Here is a 1,201-nt window from a genome sequence, read left to right as displayed (position 1 = left end):
TTATATMAGATCTGCGGAATATCAACTGCTTCTGCAATCGCCTTGAAATGCAGATACAAGCCTTCTTGTGTTGGCTTGTTGTAGTACGGTGTGACCAAGAGAACGGCATCAGCGTTCAATTGCTTGGCATACTCTGTGAGTTCGATAGCTTCTGAGGTTGAGTTCGCACCAGTGCCGGCGATGACTGGTACTCGCCCTGCAACATGTTCAACCACTTGCCGAATCACATCACAATGCTCTTCAACATTCAGCGTGGCAGACTCCCCGGTGGTGCCAACTGCGACAATTGCATCCGTGCCACTGTGAATATGGAAGTCGATCAGATTGCGGAGGCTGTCACTGTCGATGGAGCCATCTGCTCGCATCGGTGTCACCAGTGCTACCATACTGCCGCTCAACATATTCACAAGACTCCGAAAAATAAACTGGCATGGTACTTTGCCCGCCATGAGATGACAAGATCAGACTAGCTTGTGTAAGGTAGCTGCCTGTCATTAAACCAAGTGGAGACAATCGTCATGTCAAAAGTTGAAATAGGCCAGCAGGTTCCTGATTTTGAGGTTGCAGCAACCAGCGATAAAACCTTCAAACTCTCGGACTATCGCGGTAAAAATGTGCTGATCTACTTCTATCCCAAGGACAACACGCCGGGTTGCACCCTGGAAGGCCAAAACTTTCGCGATAACATCGATAAATTCGAGGCGCATAACACCGTAATTTTTGGCGTCTCAAAAGACAGCCTCCGTGCACATGAAAACTTCAAGGCAAAACAGTGTTTTCCCTTTGAGCTATTGTCCGACAGTGACGAAGCGGTATGCCAGTTGTTTGGCGTAATGCAGTTAAAAAAGAATTACGGTCGTGAGTATATGGGCATCGTTCGCAGCACTTTCCTGATCGACACCGAGGGCAAACTGGTCCGTGAGTGGCGTAATGTCAAAGTTAAACAACACCTTGATGAAGTACTGGAAGCACTTAACGAGATTTAATCAACCGGAGGGGTGTTAGATTCCCGCAAACTATCCCTCAACACCGTCATTCCGGAAAACGTGCAACGTTTGTCCGGAATCTCTGCACGGCCTCTGATAGATTCCCGCCTGCGCGGGAATGACGGTGAGTTGATCGTCATTCCGGAAAACGTGCAACGTTTGTCCGGAATCTCTGCACGGCCTCTGCAGATTCCCGCCTGCGCGGGAATCGACGG

At 49.2% G+C, this 1,201-nt stretch carries 3 protein-coding genes; 2 read left to right on the top strand and 1 reads right to left on the bottom strand.

Features of this window, described 5'->3' with window-relative positions; translation table 11 throughout:
* A partial coding sequence (locus MPL1_RS12955) for a dihydrodipicolinate synthase family protein (RefSeq protein ID WP_009727588.1) occupies window positions 1–401 on the bottom strand: 401 nt, incomplete at its 3' end.
* Window positions 402–518: 117 nt separating this feature from the next.
* On the opposite strand from MPL1_RS12955, the gene bcp reads away from it, so the two are divergent.
* Window positions 519–986 (top strand): thioredoxin-dependent thiol peroxidase, encoded by a 468-nt coding sequence (bcp, locus tag MPL1_RS12950; RefSeq protein ID WP_009727587.1) that lies wholly within the window; start codon window positions 519–521, stop codon window positions 984–986.
* A gap of 12 nt (window positions 987–998) precedes the next feature.
* The coding region (locus MPL1_RS14225; protein WP_235045598.1) for a hypothetical protein at window positions 999–1,201 on the top strand (203 nt) is incomplete at its 3' end.

The sequence above is a fragment of the Methylophaga lonarensis MPL genome (genome assembly GCF_000349205.1).
GTDB lineage: Bacteria > Pseudomonadota > Gammaproteobacteria > Nitrosococcales > Methylophagaceae > Methylophaga > Methylophaga lonarensis.
This window is presented reverse-complemented; position numbering and strand designations above follow the sequence as displayed.